This window comes from Pseudomonas urmiensis (assembly GCF_014268815.2).
Taxonomy (GTDB): domain Bacteria; phylum Pseudomonadota; class Gammaproteobacteria; order Pseudomonadales; family Pseudomonadaceae; genus Aquipseudomonas; species Aquipseudomonas urmiensis.
In genome coordinates, this window is the sequence record NZ_JABWRE020000001.1 from 1,473,455 (window position 1) to 1,494,302 (window position 20,848).

24 protein-coding genes and 1 pseudogene are annotated in these 20,848 nt (G+C 58.4%); 10 read left to right on the forward strand and 15 right to left on the reverse strand.

Annotated elements, in window-relative coordinates; all coding sequences use genetic code 11:
* Nucleotides 1-32 precede the first annotated feature (32 nt).
* Nucleotides 33-377: a helix-turn-helix domain-containing protein gene (locus HU737_RS06510; RefSeq protein ID WP_186556140.1), complete on the reverse strand. Its 345-nt coding sequence runs from the start codon at nt 375-377 to the stop codon at nt 33-35.
* A 140-nt stretch (nt 378-517) separates the two neighbouring features.
* Between HU737_RS06510 and HU737_RS06515 the strand changes: the two genes are divergently transcribed.
* Nucleotides 518-745 (forward strand): hypothetical protein, encoded by a 228-nt coding sequence (locus HU737_RS06515; RefSeq protein ID WP_101320518.1) that lies wholly within the window; start codon nt 518-520, stop codon nt 743-745.
* Between the two features lie 94 nt (nt 746-839).
* Here the strand turns inward: HU737_RS06515 and HU737_RS06520 are convergent, their stop codons facing one another.
* The 12 genes from HU737_RS06520 to HU737_RS06575 all read right to left on the reverse strand — a co-directional run bounded on the left by HU737_RS06520 (nt 840) and on the right by HU737_RS06575 (nt 10,758).
* Entirely contained in the window at nt 840-1,268 is a 429-nt protein-coding gene (locus HU737_RS06520) for a single-stranded DNA-binding protein (RefSeq protein WP_186556078.1), read from the reverse strand.
* 4 nt (nt 1,269-1,272) lie between these two features.
* Nucleotides 1,273-1,767 (reverse strand): DUF3158 family protein, encoded by a 495-nt coding sequence (locus tag HU737_RS06525; RefSeq protein WP_186556077.1) that lies wholly within the window; start codon nt 1,765-1,767, stop codon nt 1,273-1,275.
* Nucleotides 1,764-2,519: a PFL_4669 family integrating conjugative element protein gene (locus HU737_RS06530; RefSeq protein WP_186556076.1), complete on the reverse strand. Its 756-nt coding sequence runs from the start codon at nt 2,517-2,519 to the stop codon at nt 1,764-1,766. The genes HU737_RS06525 and HU737_RS06530 overlap by 4 nt, the downstream gene beginning before the upstream one ends.
* Before the next feature lie 150 nt (nt 2,520-2,669).
* Complete coding sequence (locus HU737_RS06535; protein WP_186556075.1) at nt 2,670-3,887, reverse strand: STY4528 family pathogenicity island replication protein; 1,218 nt, start codon at nt 3,885-3,887, stop codon at nt 2,670-2,672.
* Nucleotides 3,881-4,432 (reverse strand): DUF2857 domain-containing protein, encoded by a 552-nt coding sequence (locus tag HU737_RS06540; protein WP_089230149.1) that lies wholly within the window; start codon nt 4,430-4,432, stop codon nt 3,881-3,883. Before HU737_RS06540 ends, HU737_RS06535 begins: the two co-directional genes overlap by 7 nt.
* A gap of 16 nt (nt 4,433-4,448) precedes the next feature.
* The gene (locus HU737_RS06545) at nt 4,449-5,987 is read right to left on the reverse strand and encodes a ParB family protein (protein ID WP_186556074.1); all 1,539 of its coding nucleotides are present in this window, start codon (nt 5,985-5,987) and stop codon (nt 4,449-4,451) included.
* A 14-nt stretch (nt 5,988-6,001) separates the two neighbouring features.
* Nucleotides 6,002-6,877, reverse strand: coding sequence for a ParA family protein (locus HU737_RS06550; RefSeq protein ID WP_186556139.1), 876 nt, complete (start codon nt 6,875-6,877; stop codon nt 6,002-6,004).
* Between the two features lie 3 nt (nt 6,878-6,880).
* Complete coding sequence (locus HU737_RS06555; protein WP_186556073.1) at nt 6,881-7,096, reverse strand: AlpA family transcriptional regulator; 216 nt, start codon at nt 7,094-7,096, stop codon at nt 6,881-6,883.
* A 113-nt stretch (nt 7,097-7,209) separates the two neighbouring features.
* Complete coding sequence (locus HU737_RS06560; RefSeq protein WP_186556072.1) at nt 7,210-7,947, reverse strand: hypothetical protein; 738 nt, start codon at nt 7,945-7,947, stop codon at nt 7,210-7,212.
* A gap of 481 nt (nt 7,948-8,428) precedes the next feature.
* Nucleotides 8,429-8,647 (reverse strand): transposase, encoded by a 219-nt coding sequence (locus HU737_RS06565; protein WP_258641799.1) that lies wholly within the window; start codon nt 8,645-8,647, stop codon nt 8,429-8,431.
* Nucleotides 8,648-8,731: 84 nt separating this feature from the next.
* On the reverse strand, nt 8,732-9,778 hold the full coding sequence (locus HU737_RS06570) for an asparaginase (protein WP_202885262.1): 1,047 nt from the start codon (nt 9,776-9,778) through the stop codon (nt 8,732-8,734).
* An 8-nt stretch (nt 9,779-9,786) separates the two neighbouring features.
* Nucleotides 9,787-10,758 (reverse strand): LysR family transcriptional regulator, encoded by a 972-nt coding sequence (locus tag HU737_RS06575; RefSeq protein WP_186556070.1) that lies wholly within the window; start codon nt 10,756-10,758, stop codon nt 9,787-9,789.
* Nucleotides 10,759-11,049: 291 nt separating this feature from the next.
* On the opposite strand from HU737_RS06575, the gene argH reads away from it, so the two are divergent.
* The 9 genes from argH to HU737_RS06620 all read left to right on the forward strand — a co-directional run bounded on the left by argH (nt 11,050) and on the right by HU737_RS06620 (nt 19,771).
* Nucleotides 11,050-12,477, forward strand: coding sequence for an argininosuccinate lyase (gene argH, locus HU737_RS06580; RefSeq protein WP_186556069.1), 1,428 nt, complete (start codon nt 11,050-11,052; stop codon nt 12,475-12,477).
* 91 nt (nt 12,478-12,568) lie between these two features.
* Nucleotides 12,569-13,447, forward strand: coding sequence for an amino acid ABC transporter permease (locus HU737_RS06585; protein ID WP_186556068.1), 879 nt, complete (start codon nt 12,569-12,571; stop codon nt 13,445-13,447).
* 26 nt (nt 13,448-13,473) lie between these two features.
* Complete coding sequence (locus HU737_RS06590; protein ID WP_186556067.1) at nt 13,474-14,238, forward strand: amino acid ABC transporter ATP-binding protein; 765 nt, start codon at nt 13,474-13,476, stop codon at nt 14,236-14,238.
* Between the two features lie 31 nt (nt 14,239-14,269).
* Nucleotides 14,270-15,088, forward strand: coding sequence for an ABC transporter substrate-binding protein (locus HU737_RS06595; RefSeq protein WP_186556066.1), 819 nt, complete (start codon nt 14,270-14,272; stop codon nt 15,086-15,088).
* Between the two features lie 14 nt (nt 15,089-15,102).
* Nucleotides 15,103-15,951, forward strand: coding sequence for a polysaccharide deacetylase family protein (locus HU737_RS06600; protein ID WP_186556065.1), 849 nt, complete (start codon nt 15,103-15,105; stop codon nt 15,949-15,951).
* Nucleotides 15,944-16,843 carry a polysaccharide deacetylase family protein gene (locus tag HU737_RS06605; protein WP_186556064.1) on the forward strand — a complete coding sequence of 300 codons (900 nt, stop codon included), beginning with the start codon at nt 15,944-15,946 and terminating at the stop codon, nt 16,841-16,843. The genes HU737_RS06600 and HU737_RS06605 overlap by 8 nt, the downstream gene beginning before the upstream one ends.
* Nucleotides 16,840-18,201: an MmgE/PrpD family protein gene (locus HU737_RS06610; protein WP_186556063.1), complete on the forward strand. Its 1,362-nt coding sequence runs from the start codon at nt 16,840-16,842 to the stop codon at nt 18,199-18,201. The genes HU737_RS06605 and HU737_RS06610 overlap by 4 nt, the downstream gene beginning before the upstream one ends.
* Before the next feature lie 51 nt (nt 18,202-18,252).
* Nucleotides 18,253-19,455: an MFS transporter gene (locus tag HU737_RS06615; RefSeq protein ID WP_186556137.1), complete on the forward strand. Its 1,203-nt coding sequence runs from the start codon at nt 18,253-18,255 to the stop codon at nt 19,453-19,455.
* A 25-nt stretch (nt 19,456-19,480) separates the two neighbouring features.
* Nucleotides 19,481-19,771, forward strand: a complete 291-nt coding sequence (locus HU737_RS06620) for a hypothetical protein (RefSeq protein WP_186556062.1) — start codon at nt 19,481-19,483, stop codon at nt 19,769-19,771.
* Nucleotides 19,772-19,918: 147 nt separating this feature from the next.
* On the opposite strand, the gene HU737_RS06625 is transcribed toward HU737_RS06620, so the two are convergent.
* Nucleotides 19,919-20,647 carry a TIGR03747 family integrating conjugative element membrane protein gene (locus tag HU737_RS06625; protein WP_186556061.1) on the reverse strand — a complete coding sequence of 243 codons (729 nt, stop codon included), beginning with the start codon at nt 20,645-20,647 and terminating at the stop codon, nt 19,919-19,921.
* Nucleotides 20,648-20,698: 51 nt separating this feature from the next.
* Nucleotides 20,699-20,809 (reverse strand): annotated as a pseudogene (locus HU737_RS26750) (PilL N-terminal domain-containing protein); the annotation flags it as partial.
* Nucleotides 20,810-20,848: the final 39 nt, after the last annotated feature.

Genomic DNA, 20,848 nt, shown 5'->3' on the forward strand with positions numbered 1-20,848 from the left:
ATGGCGCCGCGCTCATATCGGCGGGGAAAGGGCTATTTGCGCTGTGCGAGGTGGCTGGCCAGCGTTTGCAGAAACTGCAGGGCAAACTGCTTATCCGCTTCGCTCAGTTCCTTGATGATCGAGGTGATCTGCTGACCCTGATCCTGCGGGCGCGGACTGATGGCCAACAGCAACTCATCGGCAGGGCAGCCATACAGGTCGGCCAATCGCAGCAGCTTACTGACTGAGAGCTCGACCTCGCCACGTTCGAGCCGCGACACGGCTTCACCGGAGATCCCCAGGTGCTCGCCCACCTTCGCCTGGGTCAGATCGCGGGCGCGACGATACTTCGCCAGCTGGCGACCAATGTGATGTGGGCTAGGCTCTTTCACTGGCAATGGGGGCACTCTCCAATTCGACCCATATGGTCGACCAGCCACCCAAAGATATGAACGACCTGAAAGGTTGACTGCCAACCCTATGAGGCGTATCACCGAAAATACCTGTAAGACCCGCCCGTCACTACGGAGGCAAGCCCTTGCACGGATCAAACCAGAGTCAGACGGATGCGCTAGCGATCAAGGCCTACGAGTTATTCATGGCCACCCACCTGGAACCGGACAATGCCGAGGCGCGTGCCACGTTGATCGCCTGGGTTCAGGAGAGCCCGGAGCACTGGCAGGCGTTCCTTGCCCTGGACCAGTACCTGGCAGAGGTATCGCACGTGTTGCACGGCGATGGGGAAGGGAGGTCGCGACGGAACTGAACAGCGGCCGATAGCCGGGATTGCCCGCCGAGCAGGGCGTACGAACCCCAGTGGTATCGCGCGGCGGGCGCTTGCTCCAATGAGTACCACCTGATCAACCGGCCTTGCGTGGGGCTTTCTTGCCGCCCCCCTTGCGTCCGGAACCGGCGTTTTCCTGCGCTTTTTCACGCATGGACACCGACGCCAGGCGGTGCGGCAGGATGCCGATGCGCCGAGCCTCCACCTTGAAGGTCACCCGCGCGTTGTCCTCGCTGTCCTCCCATTCCTCCTTGACCGTGCGGCCCTCAACCAGGATCCGCATGCCTTTCTGGTACAAGGTGCTCCAGTGCTCGGCGTCGCGGTGCCACAACTCGACCGGGGCCCAGTAGCCGCCGCGGTCTTCGTAACCACCTTCACGCGGCACCGGGTTGTCGAAGTAGACGTTTAACCGCAGCAAGCGCCGCGGTTCATCCGGGTTGGTGTTGAACTCCTGAAATTCCGGCACGTTGCCGATGTTGCCTTCGCCAACAAATAACGTACTCATGGGGCTACTCCTCGGTGGGGGAACAGGAAAGGGCGTGTTCGGCGGCCTCGAGCTTGCAGACCCCGCTACTGGCTTGGCGATACAGCGATTGCAGGCTGCTCATCTGCAGGTTCAGCACCACGCGGTTGGTCTCCAGTTGATACAGCGCCTGCCGCAGCTCCGGGTGCAGGTGCGGATGAACCACTGCTGCCTGCCACACCTGCACGCCCATGCGCTGAAAGTCCGGACTGCGCCAGCGCAGGAAGTCGGTGCCCGTCGCGCTGTGCTGGATGACCAGTCGCAGGTCCAGCAAAACGAATGGCGGTTGCGCCATGATCGCCAGCATCACCCCCATCAGCTCGGCGACCTGGGTGCGCAGGCGCAGGATCGTGTCGGCGAACTGCTGCAGCTCCCCCTTACCCTTAAAAGGCTTTAAAAGGCCTTTTAGGGAGGCACCTTGTGCGAACTCGCGATAGGCATCCGTCGACAAGCGTCGGGCAATCGCCTCAGCCAAGGTCATGCCTCACCCCCTTCGTCGGAGACATCCGGTAGAGGTGGGGCCTCGGCCTCCAGCGATTCAGGCGGCTCAGTTAGAGAGCCCGCGCTGGTGCGCACAATCGGAGGCGCGAACTGGGAGCGGCGGGTGCCTTCCAGAATATCCAAGGGCGGCGTGCCAAACTTCTCGAGGGCTTCACGGGCCCGGGCGTTGTTGGCGGCCATATCACCCCGAGTGACGCCCGCCAGGCGGTAGTTCTGGGCCAGGCCGAGCAGGCTGCGTAGGTGATGGGCCCCGCCATCAATCCAGCTTTCCATGTCGACCCGGCCGATCAGCGCGGTGTGGTGGGCGAGCAGAACACGACGGACCAGGGTGTCGTAATCGGTGAGCAGGTAGACCGCGAGAAAACCGAGCTGGCTGCCGATGTACAGCGGCAGCGTCACCGGGTGGATATTGAGGTTGTCACCGACATCGACCTGGGTGGGCAGGTCGCGCTCCACCTGGCTGACCTGGTGGACCAAATTGCGCACCTCGGCCTTGGTCTGCAGCAGCTTTTCTTCCAGCTGCAGCATGAACCAGTCGGCGTAGGGGTCATCCTGGCTGCTGGCTTGCTTGAGCAGATTGGTGACGGCGATGTAGCCAGGCATGCCGAGGATGGGATGCACGCCCTCGCGCCGGGAGCGACCCTGCCACAGCCGCGCCGCATGATGGGTGTGCAGGGTCAGGGTGATGCTGCTACGCAGGGACCCCAGGTTGAGTTGGTAGTGATCGGCCATCGCCAGTACCTCGCCGTCGGAATGACGCCGACGATGGCCTAATCCGTGAAGGTCTACGAGCATCAACACGAAGATGATCAGGTCACATTTTTCCGGCTGTGGACGTCGCTGGAAATGATCGCATTGGCATTGATTCCACCGACGTCCAGCCTACGTCGGCGCACTGACCCCGCGACAGCGTTGCTTCAGCTCCTCGAGGCAGGAGAGGGCCAGGGGAGAGGCAGTACGCTGACCGCTGCGGCGAGGTGGTTCGCTGGATGGCTGCGACAAACGTTCGAACATCGCCGTCCGCGAAGAGGCGGGCGCCGAGGCCGACGCTTCAGCGCGGGCGGCCCACAAGGTGAATTCACCCTGACAAGCGCGTTTGATCAAACCCATCAGGTAGGCGACCGGTTTGCGGATCTCTCCGCGGGCACAGCGCACCGCTGCTTCGTTGATTACCGCTTGTTGCTGTTCCGGCTCGAGCTGACGCATCGCCTGGGAGGCCATGCGTCGCTCGGTCGGGTTTAGCGGTAAGTCTTCGGGCCATCGCGCTCGACCAAATTCCACTTGCCCCAGTACCGTACTTTTTTTGCTTTTGTCTTTCTGTACTGTACGGCCAGCGTCGGCATTCCGAACATCAGCTGAAACCGGTGCTTTGCCGCAGGGTTCGGAATCAGTTACTGCGGCGCCAAAATCCCGAACGGTGTGACGCTCGCCAGGTTCGGAATTTCCCATATCGCTACACGTCAGCGGCAGCGTCTGCTGTTGCACCGGCGGTTCAGCTGCTACTAGCCGATCCTTGTCGACCCGGGCCACCTGCGTATCGGCCTGGATTTCTTCAATGACGTGCTGTGTCACATCCCGCACGCCTTTGGTGGCGTGGCTGAGATTCTGCTGCAGCAGTGTCGCATAGCCGTTGTCGAGTTCGAGCTGCTCGGCCGGGGTCAACGGATCGCCGTGCAGCACGTAGACACAGCCACGCAGGCAGCCCTGGGCATCACGTGAGCGGTCGACCAGGCTAAGCCAGCGAGTGGTGCGCAAGACATTGAGTGCGCGGGCGATGGTCTCGCGTGAGGCTTGGGTGCCGCACGGACTGGTGGCTAGATACGGTTGCAGGTCTTGGTAGCGCGGGGTTCTGACCTTGCGCTCGGTGATGAGCCAGCGCAGCACCTGCCAGGTATTGCGTTCCAGGGGTGTCAGTCGACGATCCAGCAGCAGCTCCATCGGCAGCGGATTGTTGTCGCCGTAGTAGATGGTGCGCACCGCTGGCGTCTCATCGGCCTCGGCCAGCTTGGCCTGCGCCGCTTGCCATTCATTTCGCCGGCGCAGTGCGTCGTAGCACTGGCGCACCACGTCCTGCCAGTCGACTTCGTAGAAACTCAGCACGGTGCACCTCCGTACAGTTCGACCTGCTGCCAGACCAGGGTCAGCGTGATGTGTTGTTCCTCGGCCAGCATCATCATCGTGTCCAGAGGGTCATTGTCAGGGTCCTCCGCCCGCAGTTGGCTCCATCGGTTCCACACCGCATGCTCTTGGGCTTCGCTCAGCTGAACCGGTCGGCCGCGGTGGGTCTCGATCTTCAGCACGCGTCGGCGCAAGGCGGTTTCCGAGTGGTCCAGACCAAAGCAGCGGTACATGATGTTGGAGCTCGCTCCGAGCTTAAGCGCCCGGTTGATCAGCCGTTCGTTCTGCTCGTCACGTTCGGCCTGGGCGATCAGGCGACGCAGCACCGTGGTATCGACCTTTACTTCCACCCAGGCGATCGACGAATGCGCCAGGTGCGAAAGGGTGGTCGGCGGCAGAGACTGCAACACCTCGATGTCCTCATCGGCCAGCCCCAGGGCTTTGCAGCGCTGCAGCCGGCCATGGCGCAGCTCATGCAGCACCTGGTTCAACATGGCATGGTTCAACAGATTGAAGGTCGTGCTCATGAGGCAACTCCTCACGTTAACGAGTGGTCGACAGCGTCAGCTGAATGAGCTGCCGGGCGTGGCGAATCAGTGTGAACAGTTGCTCGAGTTGGGCGTCGGGGAGTCGCTCGAGACCCACCGTGAGCGCAGGTCGCTCGGCACAGGGGAGGTCATAGGCACCAATCAGCAGTTGTCCGAAGAGGGCGGAGGGTAACTGTTGGCGCTCTTTCCAGCTGACGTCTTCCTGCAGCCGTAGCAGCGCTGATAGCAGCAGTTGAATGCCGGTGTGACGGGCACTCATCTGTTCGCGGTGTTCGGGTGCCAGTGTGAAACCCAGGCCATCCGCATGTGGGCTGACCATGGCATGGGCATCGGCATACGCGGCTAGTTCGGAGGCCAGCGTGGCGCAGCGCTTACGCAAAGTGATAAGGTCATCCTCTACCAAAGTCTGGAGTGGTGCCGAGTCAACCGGTACATGAACAAGTTCAGGTGCGTCTGACTTTTCACCCCGCGGCGGTTCGTCAATCAGTGCCTGGCGGATGTGGGGAAGACGTGGCGTTTGAAACGGGGGTGGGTCGCCGTCACTATCTTCCTTATCAGCGCTGGGAAATTCGGACGCTGGTTTGGGGACCTCTTCCATAAACAATGACTCTGGCGTTGCATCGGGGGGTAGGTCCTGGAGCAGGCGCGGGGCGGTACTCGACTGAAGCGGCGAGGGTTGGTGTTCCTGGTGCAACTCCAGGGCCAGCAGTCGAGGTGTCTGCTTGAGGATCTCCGACATCCTGGCCAGCAGTTCGTCCTGCAACTCGCCCGTATCCAGCTCTGGCTTATCACTGTCATACATCGACAGTACTTCGAGCCAGAGCTGCACGAACTGTAGGGCGTCGCCGAAGTGCTGGTTCCAGATTGATTCCGCCCGCCGTCTCAAGCTGATGAGCCGTGCGATGGTAGGTTTGCCGAGACCGGCGTACAGAATTTGAGGGATTGCAGGGAGCAGGTACTCAAGCGTGTCGAACATGCGGCTGATCTGCGATTGTGAGATCGGATAGCCGCCTTGGCTCAGGCGTAAAGAGAGCTCGCGTTGACTCAGTGATTCATCACTCCCCTGAAGCATGCCCTGCAGTTGCGCCACCGCCAGCGCCCGCTCAATGAAGGTGAGCTGTCCATGCAGATCGCTTTCGGCCAGGTGCCCGAGCAATGTATGCGCCTCGGACTGCCAAGGCCGGAACAGGCAGTGGATGCGGAAAAAACGTTCTTCGCGGGTTTCCTGCCAGAGTTCGCCAAGGATACTCAGGCGCGTATTGCCACCGTTACGGATGATGAAATGCGGTTCGCTAGGGCGGCGTGTGATGGACGGTGGCTGGTCCAGCCCACGTTCGCGGATCGAAGCCTTGATGTCGTCGTAAAGAGGGTTGCGCACCACGCGTGGGTTCAGCTCGTACGGGCGCAGTTGCTCAAGGCTGACCACCATCGGGGTATCAGCGATTGGTACGGACGAAACCTCGCGGCCGCGGTTTTGTGGAAAATGTGCCTGCTGCAGCTGACGCGTAATGTCTTCGGACGTTGGCGGTTTCATTACCCATCCTCCGTTTATCCGCGACGTACGAGGTCGTGCCCAGCAGACTTTTGGTTTGGCACGTGCACTTCCAAGGCCAGAAGATGTTCGGCCCTCTGAGGAAAGAGCTCGACTGCCAGTGCGTGCATTACCTGGGCAGCGCAAGGACTGCGGCTACCAGAAGTTGGCGTGGGTTCCACTCGGTGCACAGGAAGCCCCAGCGAGGCGGCATTTGTGTAGGCCACGCGGTCGGGAATCGTCGTGGTGCAAACGGTGACATGCGGATCCGCTTGAAAGGAAGCTTGCAGGCTCTGCATGATCAAGCGGGTGTCGCGGCGATTGGCATTGACCTGGTTGAGCAGCAGCTTTACTGACGGCAAGGCGACCCCCAGGTAGCGGTAGGGCTCCAATTCTTCGAACAGACCCAGCGTGCCGCGGCGCAGTTCGCGTGCAGCAAGCATTTCCGGTGGTACCGGGCACAGCGCGCAGTCGGTAGCAAGGATCACCATCTCGACCACGACGCTGCGTGCACCTTGGGTATCGATGATCAACACATCGTACTCATCCTCGAATGCGGACAGCAGGTTACGCAGCCGCAGGCGGCCATCGGCTGCGTGTAACAGCAGAGTGCTGATGTGCCCGGCGCGGTCGTTGGATACGATCAAGTCCAGGCGTGGAATGACGGTACTGGAAATCACCAAGTCTGCCGTCGTAAGCCCCTGTGCGATGAGTTCGTAGCTACCCGCTTCACGGGGTTCCCTCAAGCTGTAGTAACTGGACAGGGTGGGCTGGCTGTCCAAATCCAGCAGCAATACACGAAGGCCGGCATCGGCGAGCAATCCACCCAGGTTAGCGGCGACGGTGGTCTTGCCCGCCCCGCCCTTGGTTGAGATGAGCGAAAGGACGTCCATCATTCAGTTCCCGCTGGACAGCCGGTCTTGAACCCACTGCTCGATTTCCAGCGAATCCCAGCCTACGGCGCGGGTGCCTATGCGTCGACACTGCGGAAACTGGCCGGCCTTCATCAGGTTGTAGATGTGCGAACGTTTGAAGCCGGTTTTCTGCTCCACTTCATCGCGGCGCATGATGTGGCGGTCGGCATTGAGGGGGGAAGGGCAGGTCGGTTGCATGATGTCACTCCTTAGCGCCGGGTGGTGCGTGGTGGGATGTGACAGTCAGTGAAGGCTCATCGAGGCGAAAAAACATTGTCAGGCAATGGCGGGCATTGCCTGACAATGCTGCGTCATGCCCGGAAAGCCTGGGCGAAATGGCGGCGAGCCTCGGCAAATCTCCGATCAAGGGTACTTTTGCTCAGGCCGCTGACTCCCGGGAAACGGCGGGTGATCTCCTCGACCAAGGCTGCCTGGCTTGGATAGATGGACTGCACCTGGCCGCTGTTCGATTTGCCCAACGTGACTTCCAGTACGGCGCCCACGAGCGTGTTATGCATACACTCGGAGGTCTCAGAGGGTATGCCGCAGGCCTCCAACCGTTCTGACAGCTCTCTGTTGGCGCTCACAAGCGTTGCCATTTCTTCGGTAGTGGCTGCGAGCTCTTGGCGCAGCTTTTCAATGGTGCGCTGGGAAGCGTCAATTTCTGCTTCCTGCACCAAGTGAGCGTTCAAGCTGATGCATTCTGAATGATCCAGATTTGGAGGGAACAGGAATGCAGGTCTCTGATCAGGGAAATTACGTAGGAACCAGGCCACTAGGTCAGCACGCCGTACTGAGCAATACTCATGATGCACTTGGTGGTCAGAAGTGATCGGGCGCCCTAAATAAGTCGCGGGGAGCTCGCCACAGATGATCGCATCGCAGATGCACTCAAGGTGTCTTTGCAGCGACGGCCACTGCGGAAAATGCTTTCGTAGGCAACCCGGTTGGGACGCGTCGACGCGCAAGATCTCGTCTTGGTAGGCGGCAAGGCCACACCACAAAATTGCGGCATCAATCGGGTGGTAGGAGCTTCTGATTGAAATCATGGCACACAGCCTCCAGCTGCGTTCGTCCTAGAATCGCTGGCGGAGGCGTGCGTACAGGCCCCGTCGAGCGAGCCGGGTTCCAATTTACGTATCCAATGTTGGTGACAACGGTTCCAGTTGATGGTTCCGGTGTAAATACACGATAGCGACGGGTTTTGACGCGATCCCTCCTTGCATCATTACGCTTTGAAAACGCCCCTCCGATACCCAGAGCCATTGCGAGCAGTCTGGGTCATCGTATTCGGGGAGGTTATGTGAGCGTTGTGGAGCGATATGTGGTCTCGAGCATTCCGCCGATCAGCACGTTGTGGATGACTTCAGAGGCCTCGGATGTGATGTTGAGGAATCCAGTGGCGTTTTCAGCTTGTCGTTGAGCGTGGAGAGGTCTGCCACATCACCAGCGGTGGCAGTGTAAGATAGCTGCAATTACTCGAGCGCACTGAGGGCAAATTCGAGCTTGGCTTGTTTCGCCAGATGTCTTTCAAGCTGGAGTGAACGCCGGCAGTGCAGATGGTGGATGATCGCGGTAAAGCGGTATCCACTTGCGGGCCAGGTTCGCGTTAATGCCGTGACGTAAAGCGATGCTGGCAATCGATACGTCGGGCTGTAGGCATTCCTGAGCGACCTGGGCCTTGAACGATTTTGGATAAGAGTTGCGCTGGCGCTTGGTGATCCTTGCGATAAGGGCGATGGTGTCCACGTTTATGTGGCCACCATCGTCCTTAATGCCTGGATTCGGAAGTTGTGTTCGCCGGCCCCTTACTTTCGGATTGCCACATCTCAATTAGTAGCGATCAAAATAGCCTTGGACGATCCGAAAATCACGGGTTTTGCCCAAGGCAAGCATCAAAAGTATTCGCGCTTTCTGCGGGTTAAGGGAGTTCGCGGTAACGAGCCCAAGAGTCTCATCATCAGCCGAGCCTGTTACGATCCCGTCTCCAGCCCGGCTGGAACGTACAAATAGCACACCATTACGAACAGCCTCTTCAGCCCCCGCGCGAGCCGATGGTGAGAGGCTGCCATTGCCCGTCGCTGCCAAAACAATTCCCTGTGCCCCCGCAGCGATTGCAGCATGATACAGATGCGCGCCGGCACCTTGGTGGTCATAAATGATATCGACTTGAGGCAAACTTTCGATCGCATCGAGGAAAAATTCGCTTTCCCCTGTATGCGCATGCGTAGGACCACTGTAGAAATGCACGACATTTCCTACGATTTCTCCAAGATAGCCCTGCCCGACAGAACGAAACGCGTCGACGCCGGTAGTGCTCGCCTTGGTCATACTGCGTGCCGAGCCGATTCGGTCATTGAGCATTATAAGGACACCTTTGCCAGAAGCACACGGTGTAGTGACCAGACGAAATGCGTTATACAGATTAAGTGGGCCATCTGCGCTCAATGCGGTTGCGGGCCGCATTGCGCCGACCATGACCACGGGTTTCGTGCTCTTAAGCGTCAAGTTCAGGAAGTAAGCGGTTTCTTCCAGCGTGTCAGTACCGTGGGTAATCACCACTCCGTCGACGTCTGGCAATTTCAGCAGTTCGTCGACTCGTTTGGCAATGTGCAACAGTATCAGGTTATCGATCTGGTGGCTTTCAACATTGACCACCTGTTCGCAGCGGATCTTGGCCAAATCATTGACGTTTGGAACAGCAGCCAGTACCTCATCGATTGAGGCGGTCACCTTGTAACCCTGTAGTTCCGTAGCACTTCCCGCTGACGAAGCGATGGTGCCGCCTGTTCCGATCAGAACAATATTCGGCCTGTCGCATAGTGTCGAGGACGTCGACGTAATTGAAACGTTGCTCTGGGGGTTGGAGTTGGTAGTCATCGAAAGCATTACCCTGTTATCGCGAGTTTTAGGTCAATGTTCATAAAGTCCGCAAATGCTTTGACCAGCGGACTGCGTGGCGCGTTATGGCGCAAGATTAGGCTGAAGGGCGTCAACAATTTAACGACATCTGGGCGAATAGCCCGCAAACGCCCGTCTTTGACGAGTTGACTGGCATAATGGCATGGAAGAAAACCGATGAACCTGCCGGTCAGGATCAGCATCGCGACGGCTTCGACCTGCGTGGCAGACGTTGAACTTTCATCGTAGTCAAAGAACTCTCTTTTTGCTGCATGTATGGCATAGCGATGATTGACGAAGCTGTACTTTTTCAACTGTTCCAACTCAATTTCTTCATCCACCTTCTCAAACAATTCATGCCCTACAGCGCAATACAGTGTCGACTTTTCTTCGTACATTTCAAAATAATCAAATTCCTCCCTTCGCTGGTAAACTGGAACGATACCCGAAACAAATCTCCCCTCGACAACGCCCCGCTCCACTTCATCCAACTGCGAAACACTCAATCGCACCCTCACCTTGGGTGCCTCATCGGCCATCGTTCTGATCGCCGCAATCAGCGGAGAGCCTGAATCAAATATCGTGTTATCAATGACACCGATACTCAGGTCCCCAATCAATTCATTTTTCGTGGAACTTATCCTGTCTCGGAAGTTTTCCACCGAATTGAATAAGTCGATGGACGCCTGATAAACCACCTTGCCCTCGTCCGTCAGGCTGAAGCCCTCTCGACCGCGGCTGCACAGGCGCATTCCGATGCGAATTTCAAGGTCCGAAATCTGTTTACTGATCGCCGCGAGGCCCACATTCAGCTCGTTCTGGGCTGCACTAAAGCCCCCGGCTTCTACAACAGCTTTGAAGACTTTCAGCAGTTTGAAATCTTGTCCGCTCAGCGCCATCGGCGCTCTGATTCCTGTCTTTCCGGGCAGGTTTCCGGGCGTGGAAAGTGAGGTTTCCATGATGATTATTTACCTCGTAGTCGGCATACAACAGGCTAGATCACCACAACAAGAAATCAGCCGGCCTAATCATCATGAACACATGCAGCGGCGCATTGCAACAAACTTCACATCAGCCGTTTATTTCACAAGCGACTGATTTAAATAGGTTTTATCCTGCCCTATCGGCCAAAAAACTCTCGCCAAACACGTCTTGCTTCCACAGTAATTCCCAAGTATTTACGCGCGCTGAATAGTACTTATCCGTATTAATCTCGCCCGTTCTATTTCAAAAAGTGAGGAACAATAATAATGACTCAACCTACTGATCGCCTTTGGGGTGCTCGTTTCAAGAGTGGTCCTTCGGAGGCGTTGGCAGCCCTCTCGCGTTGCCCTGAGCGCTACTTCCAGCTCGCCCCATACGACCTGGCAGGCTCTCGAGCACACACCCGCGAACTGCAACGTGCAGGGTTGCTGGACGAGACTGAAACCCAGCGCATGCTCGAAGCGCTCAATACCATCGAAGAAGAATTTCGCGGCGGCCGGCTCAGCCCTTCGCTGGATGACGAAGACGTGCACACCTTCCTCGAGCGCGTGCTAACTGAGCGCCTGGGGCCGCTTGGCGGCAAGATCCGCGCCGGTCGCTCTCGCAATGACCAAGCCTCCAATGATCTGCGGCTGTTCCTGCGTGACCACGCCCGCAAGTTGGCATCGCAGGTGCTGGACCTGCAAGACGCCTTGGTTGAGCAAGCTGAACAGCACGTCGAAACCATCTGCCCTGGCTTTACCCACCTCCAGCAGGCCCAGCCGATTACCTTTGCTCATCAGTTGCTGGCGCACGCTCAAGCCATGCTGCGTGACATCCAGCGCCTGGTCGACTGGGATGCGCGCACTGCGCTGTCGCCCCTGGGAGCAGCGGCCATGGCAGGTTCGGCGATCGCCCGTCAGCCTCAGCATTCCGCCGTTGAGATGGGGTTCACCGCGCCCTGTGAAAACTCCATCGATGCCGTGGCCAGCCGCGACCATGTCGCTGAATTCCTGTTCGTGACCGCTATGCTGGGCATCAACATTTCCCGAGTATCGGAAGAGTTTTGCCTGTGGTCCTCTCGCCAGTTCCGCTGGGTCGACCTGGATGACGCGTATGCCACCGGTAGCTCGATCATGCCGCAGAAGAAGAACCCGGATATCGCCGAGCTGTCCCGCGGCAAGGCTGGCCGTCTGATCGGCAACCTGACTGGGTTGCTCTCTACGCTGAAATCTCTGCCGCTTTCCTACAACCGGGACCTTGCCGAAGACAAGAACGAAGTCCTGGACACTGTCGAAACCCTGAGCCTGGTCCTGCCCGCCATGGCGGGTATGGTCCGCACCATGCGCGTACGCACAGACGAACTGCGCCGCCAGGCGCCGCTGGGCTTCACCTTGGCCACCGAGGTCGCCGACTGGCTGGCGGTACGCGGCGTGCCCTTCAAAGAAGCTCACGAGATCACCGGTGCTCTGGTACGAGCCTGTGAAGAGCAAGACATCGAGTTGTGGGAAGCCAGCCCGAGCATGTTGGCGGACATCGATGGGCGACTGACCCCCGATGTGAAGCAGAGCCTGACTCTGGAGGCTGCCATCGCCGCTCGCAGTGGCTGGGGCGGCACAGCGCCAGAGCGTGTCCGGGAGCAAATCACCCGGCTGAAATCGGCCTTGGAAGGTCAGCGCGAGTGGACGGCCAACTACGCCGGCCCACGCATCTGAGTTTTGCCCAAACGGAGCGCGACCCCAGGGTAGTGCTTTCCAGATCGACCGATTAGCCGCAGCCCTCCAGTGCTGCCTTCGGAGCAACACCATGAGTCAATTACAAGCACAACGTCTTGTCGCCGAGCGCAAGCAACAGGAAAACCAATTCGACATCGCCCATTACGAACACGTGCCACGCCGATACTACGGGCGCATGTTCTTCGCCACATTGCTCGTGGTCCTGTTAATCGGCCTTGGGAATGCCTTCGCCAAAGGTCAGATCGAATGGTCCTATGTCGGCCAGTTCCTGACGTCCAAAGCGATTCTGTTCGGCCTGATGAACACCATTCTGATGTCCCTGCTCGCCATGACGCTGGGGATCATCTTCGGGGTCATCACGGCGATCATGAGAATGTCGCAAAACCCCATTCTGCAGTACGTCGCCCTGGGTTACACCTGGCTGTTCCGCGGCACACCGCTGATTCTGCAGCTTTTACTCTGGTTCAACCTTGCGTTGATCTTCCCGGTCATCAGCATTCCCGGCGTCTTCCAGATCGACACTGTGAGTGTGATGACGCCATTTGTTGCGGCCCTGCTCGGCCTGAGCATCAACCAAGGCGCCTACACCGCCGAAGTGGTGCGCGCCGGCCTGCTCTCCGTCGACACCGGCCAGTATGAGGCTGCGAAGTCCATCGGCATGCCGCGCCTTCAGGCACTCAAACGGATCATTTTGCCGCAGGCCATGCGGATCATCATCCCGCCAGTGGGTAACGAGTTCATCGGCATGGTGAAGATGACCAGTCTGGCCAGTGTCATTCAGTACTCCGAACTGCTGCACAACGCCCAGAACATCTATTTCGCCAACGCGCGCGTAATGGAACTGCTGATCGTCGCGGGTATTTGGTACCTCGCCGTCGTCACTGTCCTGTCGTTTGGTCAGAGCCGCCTGGAACGTCACTTTGCCAAAGGCGCAGGTAAGCGCTCCTAACCGGCCACGCACAGAGAGATATCCCTATGAGAAGCATCGTCAAGGCCGTCGGCCTGAACAAACACTACGGCGATTTCCACGCCCTCAAAGACATCAACCTGGAAATCGAACAAGGTGAAGTGCTCTGTGTCATCGGCCCTTCTGGCTCGGGCAAGAGCAGCTTCTTGCGCTGCATCAACCAGTTGGAAAAAGTCGATAGTGGCGCACTTTGGGTCGATGACGAACTGGTGGGCTACCGCATGGTAGGCCGCAAGCTCTACGAACTGAACGAGACCCAGATCGCCCGCCAACGCCTGGTTACCGGGATGGTCTTCCAGCGCTTCAACCTGTTTCCGCACCTGACCGTGCTGGAGAACATCATTGAAGGTCCGTGCCAGGTTTTGAAGCGCTCGCCCAAGGAGGCCACAGAGGGTGCCATTGAGTTGCTGGCGCGTGTCGGGCTGGCTGATAAACGCGATCACTACCCGATCCAGCTTTCCGGCGGTCAGCAGCAGCGGGTTGCCATCGCTCGGGCGCTGGCCATGCGGCCAAAGCTGATGTTGTTCGACGAGCCCACCTCCGCACTCGACCCGGAATTGGTCGGTGAGGTGCTCTCGGTCATGCGTGATCTCGCTAAAACGGGGATGACCATGGTTGTTGTAACCCACGAACTGGGTTTCGCCCGCGAGGTTTCCAATCGCGTGGTGTTCATGGATGCCGGCCAAGTCGTGGAGGTCGGAAGCCCAGAAGAGGTGCTGTTAACCCCACAAAATCCACGCACTCAAAACTTCATTTCTGCCGTTCGCGCCTAGGCGCCAATAATAATTCAAGAGAACGTCGTACATGAAAAAGCTGATCCTCTCCTCCGTACTGATGGGCATTGCCGTTTGTGCACAGGCAACCGCAGAACTCCCCGCAGCCATCAAAGCCAAAGGCGAAATCGTTGCAGCGATCAAGCCCAACTATCCGCCGATGGACTTCAGAGACCCGGCCACCAACGAGCTGACCGGTTTCGACTATGACCTGGGCACCGCACTGGCTGAGCGCCTTGGCGTGAAGATAAAGTGGCAGGAAACCTCGTTCGAACAGATGATCAGCGCGCTGACTACAAAACGTGTTGACATCATCCTGTCCGGCATGACCGACACCAAGGAGCGGCAAAAGGCGATCACGTTCGTTGACTACTTCGTCAGTGGACCACAGTTTTACACCCTGCAGAGCCGCACCGACCTCAACGAGACAACCGACTTGTGCGGGAAGAAAGTGGGGACGAGCCGAGCCACAACATGGCCAGACGAGATCGCTGAGTGGAGCAAAGCGAACTGCGAAGCAGCAGGAAAGCCCGCGGTTGTTGTGATGGGATCAGAAGGGAGCGCTGATGCTCGTACTCAACTTCGTCAACGTCGCATAGACGCCGCCATGCAGGGCAGTGAGACCTTGCCCTACATCATGTCCCTGGACAAAAACTCCCTTAAGACCCTGGGCCCTGCCATTTCCACCCAGTTCACCGGGCTCGGCGTGAGCAATGCCAACCCTGAACTGACGAAAGCCGTGGCCGAGGCTTTGCAAAGCATGATCGCCGACGGCAGCTACCACGCCATCCTGAAGAAGTGGGACCTTGAGAAAGGCGCTGTCGAGCGCGTGACTATCAACGGCCAGTAACCAAGAGCCCACCCATGTCCTCTCCGACAACACTTCAGTGGCCCGGCGAAAGCAGGGCCTGCATGGCCCTGGCCTTCGACGTCGACGGTCCGACCGGCGATGCAATGCTCGACGGATCGATCTGGCGCAAGCCCGAATATTTCGGCTTTGGCAGTTACGGGCCCTATCGCGCCCTGCCACGTATCCTCGATCTGCTTGATGCCGTGCGCATACCGGCAACGTTCTTCGTGCCCGCATGGGTGGTGGAGAATTGGCCCAGACAGTGCCAAGCGATTGTCGAAAGGGGACATGAGGTGGCCTACCACGGCTACAGGCACGAATCCTTTTTTGCGCTGGAGCCGCAAGTACAACGCCAAGTGCTGGACAAGTGCCGGGAAGTTTTCTGGAACGTGCTGGGCGTGCGTGCAGAAGGGTTTCGTACCCCTTCCGGCGATTGGCACGCCCAAACCCCAGCAGTGCTCCTGGAGGCCGGCGTGACCTACTCCAGTAGTATGCGCGGCGATGATCGCCCCTATTTGATCAACGTTGCCGGCCACGCTCGCCCGCTGGTGGAAATCCCAGGCCACTGGGAGCTCGACGATTACGCCTCCCTGGCTTACACCAAGCGCCCAGACTTTCCCTGCGGTCTGGACCGGACGGCGAGCTATGAGCTGACCCTCGACAACTGGTGCCGCGAGTTCGACGGTGCCATGGATGAAGGTCTGTGCTTGACCACGCTGTTGCATCCGAAGATCACCGGAAAACCTGGCCGGCTTTTACTGTTGGAGCAGCTTTTCGAACATATGCGCCAACGTCAGGATGTCTGGTTCTCCACCTGCCGCGACGTTGCCCAATGGACGCTCAAGGAGCACGGAAATGACTGAGCTGCCAGTCTGGCCGGCACCCTACCGCTGCGCCGTAGTCGTGACCGTCGACTACAACGATACCCACGGCATTCTCACCCAAGCACCTGCTGTCGCAGGTCGGGATAAAACACTGTCAGTCTGGCGCTACGGCACCACACGTGGTGTGCCACGCCTGCTGCAGACCCTCGCCGATCTGCAGGTTCGTAGCTCTTGGTGCATTCCCGGCATCGTCGCCGAGCAGAACCCTGAGCGGATCGATGCGATTCTCGAAGGCGGGCATGAAATCGCCTGTTGCGGATACCGACATCAGGACTATGACTCGCTCAGCCTCTGCGAGCAGGCGTTCGAACTGGAGCGAGGCTGCAGCGTCTTGGCCAGCCTCTGCGGGCAAAAGCCGCGAGGTTTCCGTGTGCCTGCGGGCAATTGGGCTCCCGGTTTCCCCGAAGCCATGCGCCGCCAAGGAATACGTTGGTCGTCGTCCCTGCGTGGTGATGATCTGCCGTATGCGCACCTGCAGTCGGCGCCCGGCGGCGCGCCGTTAATTGAGTTACCCCTGCATTACGAACTGGAGGACGAGCCCTACTTCGCGTTCAACCTGAGCCCGGCAGTGCCGCCCGCTCAATCGCGCATCGCCTCCTACAGCCACACCCTGAAGAACCTGCAGATGGACTTCGCCGGGTTTCATCGCTATGGCCTCTGCTACGTGCTGCGCCTGCACCCGGAGATCATCGCAACACCGGGCCGCATCGGGCTCCTGCGCGAGTTGCTGGAAGGGATTCAGCAGCTTCCGGACGTCTGGTTCGCCACTGCCGAAGAAGTGGCGCAGTGGTGGGCGCAATCCGGCCCCGCGCTGCCCCTTGACCACCCTGCCGCTGTTTACGCACGCCATTATACGGAGCATCAACTGTGACTGAGCGCCTACAGAAACTGGCCCGTTTTGTAGTCGAGACCCTGTTCGACGATCTACCACCGCCCCTGGTAGAAAAAGCCAAACGCCATATCCTGGACACCTTCGGGGCGACTCTGGCGGGCGCCACCAGTGACATATTCAAGGCCTCCTGCCAGCTTTTCATTCAGCACGAAGCCTCAGGCAGTACCGTGCTCTGGGGCACCCACCACCGCGCCAGCCCACGCAATGCAGCTTTGTTGAATGGTATAGCGGCCCATGCTTTGGAACTGGACGATGCCGGTGGCTGTGATCATTCCGGCGCTGTTGTGTTGCCCGCCGTAATGGCTGCCTTGCAGGCCAGCAACAGGGCTGTCTCCGGCAAAGAGTTACTGGTGGCCGTGGTTATCGGCTATGAAGTCGGCCGACGTGTACTCGAGGCCTGCGGGAGCTACTCCGCACACAATGGTGCCGGTTGGCACTCCACGTCCACCTGCGGCGTTTTTGGTGCCGCAGCGGCTTGCGCGCGGATCTTCGGGTTGGATCAGGCGCAGACGCTCTGCGCACTGGGCATCGCTGGCAGTTTCAGCGGCGGACTGTGGGCGTTCATCCACGATGGCTCGCAAACCAAAAAGCTGCATACCGGCAGAGCAGCAGAAGGCGGTTTGCTGGCGGTCATGCTTGCCGAACAAGGCATCACTGGGCCGGCCTATTTGTTCGACGACGTGTGGGGAGGCTTCCTTAAAACCCTGGCTGGCGACGATGCCGAACCGCAAGCCTTGGACGAAACCCTGGGCAAGGTCTGGAAACTGGGGCGTTGCTCCATCAAACCCCATGCTTCCTGCCGTGGCACCCATGCTGCAATCGATGCTGTGGGTTTGCTCATGGAGCAACTGGAGATCACACCTCACGAGATCACTGAGGTGCGCGTGGAGATGTGCGCGTTCCTCAAAGACATGTGTGGCCATACCCGTATAGAAACGCTGGCCAGCGCACAAATGAGCCTACCGTATGCGCTCGCGGCGAGGCTCACCTATGGCCACGCAGGGCTGGACGCTTACGAAGACAAGTGTCGCGAGCATTCGATGATTAGCCACTGGTTCGAGCGCATCCACCTGAGCGTGAACTCCGCACTGTCCGAAGACGGGGAACCTATCGTCACCCTTCGTACTCATGACGGTCGCGAGGCCAGCCTGTGTGTCGAGCTGGCGCTGGGCGCACCAGGCAACCCCATCAGCGATGTGGCGCTGTTGGACAAATTTTATAGCTTGGCTGTGCGCGTGCTCCCTTTGCCGAAGGCCACGCACTTAGCCAATCTTCTTTTGAGCCTCGAAGACCTGCACACCACCGAGCAGCTTCCTGAATTGCTTTCGGTCGGATAACACCGCGTTGTCTTGCCCCCACCCATGACCGCAAGGACGTGCATGATCTCTGTGACTACTTACCCGCTCGCCATTCGCCGCCTGATGGTGTGCTCGCTGACCATCGTTATCAGCCGCGCCGTCACAAGCCCTCTGCTGGCACTTTTCATCAGCACCCAGCTTGGGCTGAATCAGAATGACGTTGGTCTGCTGGTGGGCATTGCTGCGTTCATTGGTACGTTTCTGGGGCTGTATGGCGGCTACGTAGTGGATCGTTTGGAGAAACGTCGGCTTCTCATCCTGTCGATGCTTTCCGGCGCCATCGGATTCCTGCTGTTGACGTTCGCCAATGACCTGCATGTCGCGGCGCTGGCCTTGATCATCACCGAGTCAGCCTCAGCATTGTTCGTCATTGGCTCCAAGGCCATTCTCAGTGACAACCTGCCTGTGGAGCAGCGAGCGAAGGCCTTTTCCCTGCGTTACACCCTGACCAATATCGGTTATGCCACTGGCCCGATGCTTGGCGTAATCCTGGCTGGCGTTCAGCCGATGGCCCCCTTCTGGACAGCCAGTGCCATCGCCTTTCTCAGCATCTTCCTGATGAAGGGTGTTCCCACCAGCAAGCGTTCAGACGCAGCTGCCACCCTTCAGCCTCCCAGCTTCCTCGCCACGTTAGCCACCCTCAGAGGCGATCGCATCCTGATCCTGTTCACGCTGGGAAGCCTTCTCAATGCGGTGGTTCATGGCCGATTCACCATCTACCTGTCGCAGTATCTGCTGGTTGAATATTCGTCCGACGATGCCATGAGTATTCTCTCTGCGGTGCTGGCTTGTAACGCGATCACGGTGATCGTCTTGCAGTATCAGTTCGGTCGCCTGCTCAAGCGAGAGCACCTGGCATTCTGGATGGGCATCGGCTCGGTGCTTTTCATCAGTGGCCTACTGGGTTTCATGTACGCCGAGAACAGCGTCAGTTGGTGCATTGCAATGTTTGTATTCACGCTGGGTGAAATGATCGTGCTGCCGGGCGAATACCTGTTCATCGACACCATCGCCCCAGAGCATCTTCGTGGCAGCTATTACGGCGCCCAAAACCTCGCGGCCTTGGGTGGCGCTCTCAGCCCGATTCTGTGCGGGTTCTTCCTTACCTACTCTGCACCCACCAGCATGTTCCTTGTGCTAATGGCATTCTCAGCATTAGGCGGTTTGCTCTGCTTCGAGACCGTAAGACGAGGCACGCGCAGACTCAGCGCAGAGGTTGGAGTTGTGCGATGAGTCAGACCACTTTGAAGGCAATTAAATGAACAACAGCCAAGAATTCCAATTTATCAATGGGGCTCCCAAGCGGCTGCTCCTTATCATCGAGCCAACCTCCAGCGAGTTCTGGATTGAAAGCCGTGCCACCGTGAAAATCCTCCTTGAAGGTGCCAATGTGCCGGCCACCTTCGATGTGGAGTACCTGGCCGGCGGTATGGTGTTCTACGCTTCTGAGGGGAGTCGGGTGCGGGTTTTCAAGAATGGTTGCCAGCTTCCCCAAGGCAAGTGCTCTAGACGCATGGCATCGAGACTGACCCGCCAAGGACAACGATAGAGGCTGACGTAATCAGCTTGTTCATAGCAGGACTGCACTTTAGACCAGCCTACGAAGCGATGCTTAACCCGGCTTAACTAGTGAGAAGAGGAAAACGAAAAGGGGTATTCTTTACAGATCCAAAATGCTGCATTGACGACTATACACTCAAATATATTTTTTAAATGTGCTCGTTGTTATGGCAACTGTGCATCCCAACAAAATTGCGGAGGGAAGCAGTATCCAAACAGGATTGAAAGACGATGGAAAAGAGAGATAGATCATCGATGGGCTGATTATGAGGGGCAATAGGGCTCGCTTCGCTCGGTGGTAGACATAGCTGCTCTCGCGATCGGCGCTGAACTTGCGAAGGTCGCGGCGCATCAAGCCATCGACAGCGCCTGTGATTATGGCGAGCAGGAATAGTGGTGTGGCTAGGGTGAGGATGGTTAGACGCACGACCAAGGTGAAAATGGTGAACAGGGCGGCCAATAGGTAGTCCTGCAGCACGACATAGGCTTGAGCAAACTGACCCTGCACCGACACTTCCTGACTCAGGAGCCTCAGTTGAGTGTCAGAATCCGCCCAGCCAGAGCGGACCACGACCCATTCGTTCAGGTGCTGAAGGACTTTGGCGGTGGCTCGCGCGGGTTCCTTCACGAGCAGCGAATTTTTGAAGTGATCGCTGAGCCATCCCAGCTCAGTGAGCCACATGGCATGACTGTGATGCCAACCCTGTTCGGGCCAGAACCACAGCATGCCCACGAACTCCAGCACGACGGAGAAGATCAGAGAAGCGAATAGCAGGCCCAGCAAGCTTAGGCACAGCTCGAACGTACCGAAGAGCAACCCCGGGCGCCTTGGTGTCGTTGGTAGGCTAGCGGGAGGAGTAGGCATAGATTCTCCACAGAATTCGGTTGCCGGAGGGGCTCTTATGGTGTGTGGTTACGACCCGGTGTCGGGACAGAGGGAGTAGCCCGAACGCTGGAGCACGTGGCGCAGTGCTTCCCCGACCGTCGCGTGCAGCGCGGGGGCGATCTGGACGTTGACTAACTGATAATCCCACGACACTGTCGTCCGCGTAGCGCACGACAATCA